Below are 3029 nucleotides of genomic sequence, written 5' to 3' on the forward strand. Positions count from 1 at the left end.
TTTTAAAAATAAGCCAGCTAGTTTACGTCCACAAGAAGGTTTTACTACTACTACACCTTCTGGGGTAAACGTTAAGTTTGTACCACCAAGCCAAAGTCCTAATTCTTCAGTGAATCAATGGTGTGGCGGGCCTTTACAATGAGGAAATAAATGAGATGAAAATTAAATTTCAATATGTTCTAAGAGAAGAGTATGAAGCTGATGAAGGAGTATATGTACCTACACTCGGTTGGGGGGTAGCCCCATATAAAAATCAAGCGGAGGGATTTGATGCATATCTTAAAGGGGATGAAGACTTTTTGGATTTTATTTCAAGCATAGATAATTTAGAACTTATATCTGAGGCTTTATTAAAAATTGAGAGTATATTGAGAAATCAAAGAAAAGAAATTATTTTTTCTCCTTACGGTGATATGGGCGGAAGTGCGAAATTTACAAAGGAAATTACGACATTTAAACTTCGTACTAACAAAACTAAAAATTATCGTGGAGAAATCTCTACTGAATTATTTTTAAAAGTATTGATTCAATGGAAAAAGTATTTGGAATCTAATACAAAAGAGTATGAGGCAGTAGTTATATAATAATTTAATTAGATTAAAGAAACATATCAATATTAGATCGGCGTTTTATATAATTAGAGAAAATTCTGCCTTTAAATCGATTCAGGAAGTGAGGAAATTCAAACTATTAGGAAGTGAATTGTTCGATCTTTTAAGAGAAGAGTTAACTGGTCAGTATGACGTTATCTATGAAAGTTAAGATAGCTTAAAAAATTACTCCCCAGTTAACCTAGTTATATGACATTCTATGGCTTCTAAAAATTTTTTAATATTTTTGAAAAATGGGGAAGTTGTAGATTTCCTTCCTAGAAAGCTCCAATTTCAAATAAATAGCTATGGATAAAACATGAATTCAATAAATCGCAGTAGTAAGTTCTTTCTTTCAGTTTTTCTAATGATGAGTCTTTCAAATACATATGCAGCAAAGACACAAGTTGAAGCGGTTGATGCTATGGAAGCTGCTGGAGCAGAAGTGGCAGAAGCGGGTGGAGCTGATGTTAGTGGAGTAGAGGTTGAATGTGGTGCTGATGGAGCTTGTTATGGTGTAACTTCTGTAGCTCCCGTTTCTGATGAGGAAAGGTACGGTGGTATTGAACAGGAATATGTTGTAAAAGGCTGTAAAGTAACGGTCTACAATGATGGGCCAGTGAAAATGGTCGATGTAAAGACGGATCAACCATGTGATGCTCCACTTCCTAAAGGTCATAAATTCTCTAAAAAGAACCATTAATTATTTTGTGTAGCATCTTTAAACGGGTGCTATTGAAATTCATTTACCAAGCCTCAAGCCAACTGAGAGTAAGAGGCTTATTTTTCATATCCATTCTAATTAGGTACTGCAAAAATTAACTCAATATTTTATTGCCGAACTCACTTATTTTAAAAAACTATAGAAATAACAACATCTGATTTTACCCGTAGATTTTGTAGTTCATCTTAAAACCCACTGATTTATCAAATACTTTGTCTGATTTATTTTAAAACAGTTGTCACTTTTTGTGCTTGACGTTAAATATACTGACTATTATCCTTTGCGTGCTGGCCTACATCGCCAGTCGGTTTTGACGGACCGTATCATAGAAGCATTAAAGGTTTTACTTTTAATGCTTAGCCCCTCGTGCCCCCTCTGCGGCGGAACGGGAGGGGGACACCTTCGGGTGTGCTGGCTCTATGACCAGTCCGTCAACCCCTTTTCGTTCTGCCACCATAATTTTAATGTCTGGCAGAACTCCCAATAAAAAGGAGTCGGCTTTGCACATCCATTATTTGTTGGCAGCCTTTGCCAAAAGCTATAACAACACAACTTAGTTTATTAACGAGTTTGATCGCCATTAGGTTTATCAAGCTTTAAATCGTCACGACCAAAAACTTAGCAACTATAAAACTCGAGATGTGCCAAGCACAGTCTTTATGGGTTTTGCTGCGCCTTTTTTTCTCCCAAAAAGGGCACAGATTTTTTTAACTCATTTATATACAACAAAAACTTATTTTATAACGGTAAAACTATGCCAAATTTAATTCTCCCAACACGTGCTTTAGAAGTTGTAAAAAAAGGAATAAATCTGTTTCACCACAGTGGGTTTCACACTGTGGGCGTCGACAAAATTGTGAGAGAAACTGAAGTGAACAAAATGACGTTTTATAATTATTTTCACTCAAAAGAGCGCTTCATTGATATTTGTCTACTCGTACAAAAAGAACGGCTCCAAGACCAAGTGGTTGCACTGGTGGAGTATGAACATGATACAAATGCCATAGATAAACTCAAGAAACTGCATGTTCTACATACCGACTTAGAGGGACCATATTACTTATTATTTAAGGCTATTTTTGAAACTAAAAATAGCTATCCAAATGCTTACCAAACCGCAGTAAGGTACAGAACATGGCTGACCAATGAAATCTATAGCGTACTTAGAACACTTAAGGCCGATGCATCATTTAATGAAGCGAAACTCTTTTTATATATGATTGAGGGTGCAATTATTCAGTATTTAGATAAGAACGATGCGTATGAAGGAAATAAGGCATTAGATTACTTTTTATTAAGGGTAGGGCTGGTTTAGATAAATATCCCAAAGTACATTGCAAGGTACTTTGGGATATACAGGTTTTAAATTTTACTTATAGTAAGTTTGGATTTGGTCAACAAGAAAGTCATAACTCGCTTTATTGTATAAAGCAAATTTTCCTTTTGTTTGATAATTAGTGGTCGACATAATTGCTGGTTCACCGTATGTTTCAGAAACAACATTACCTTTAACTTGCCATTCACCATCGTAAATTTTACCATTCATTTCAATGGCAGGGTCTTTACCACCCGAATAAATTTGATTACCTGCACTGTCTACAGAGTAAGTCACATTGTAGCCAGCCACAGTATCAAATTTATATTTAACGGTTGGATAAAGGGCTTGTTGCCATTCAGCTAGGGTTTTGAAATTAGTACTATCGTTATCAAAGAAA

3 protein-coding genes and 1 pseudogene are annotated in these 3029 nt (G+C 35.4%); 3 read left to right on the top strand and 1 reads right to left on the bottom strand.

Translation table 11 applies throughout. The features are described 5' to 3' along the window. Nucleotides 1-155: 155 nt before the first annotated feature. The 3 genes from J582_RS24405 (at nucleotide 156) to J582_RS24415 (ending at nucleotide 2629) form a co-directional block, all read left to right on the top strand. Nucleotides 156-584, top strand: coding sequence for a hypothetical protein (locus J582_RS24405; protein ID WP_032048814.1), 429 nt, complete (start codon nucleotides 156-158; stop codon nucleotides 582-584). 325 nt (nucleotides 585-909) lie between these two features. Next, nucleotides 910-1293, top strand: a complete 384-nt coding sequence (locus tag J582_RS24410; protein WP_032048815.1) for a hypothetical protein — start codon at nucleotides 910-912, stop codon at nucleotides 1291-1293. 775 nt (nucleotides 1294-2068) lie between these two features. Beyond that, a complete protein-coding gene (locus J582_RS24415; RefSeq protein ID WP_031982692.1) occupies nucleotides 2069-2629 on the top strand; it encodes a TetR/AcrR family transcriptional regulator in 561 nt (186 codons plus the stop codon). A gap of 54 nt (nucleotides 2630-2683) precedes the next feature. Here the strand turns inward: J582_RS24415 and J582_RS27010 are convergent. Further along, nucleotides 2684-3029 (bottom strand): annotated as a pseudogene (locus J582_RS27010) (hypothetical protein); the annotation flags it as partial.

This window comes from Acinetobacter sp. 1566109, from assembly GCF_000582255.1.
GTDB classification, from domain to species: Bacteria; Pseudomonadota; Gammaproteobacteria; order Pseudomonadales; family Moraxellaceae; genus Acinetobacter; species Acinetobacter nosocomialis.

What these genes read in the sequence shown, in the direction of transcription:
- J582_RS24405 (WP_032048814.1), top strand. Translation starts at nt 156, where the DNA reads ATGAAAATTAAATTTCAATATGTTCTAAGAGAAGAGTATGAAGCTGAT.
- J582_RS24415 (WP_031982692.1), top strand. Translation starts at nt 2,069, where the DNA reads ATGCCAAATTTAATTCTCCCAACACGTGCTTTAGAAGTTGTAAAAAAA.
- J582_RS24410 (WP_032048815.1), top strand. Translation starts at nt 910, where the DNA reads ATGAATTCAATAAATCGCAGTAGTAAGTTCTTTCTTTCAGTTTTTCTA.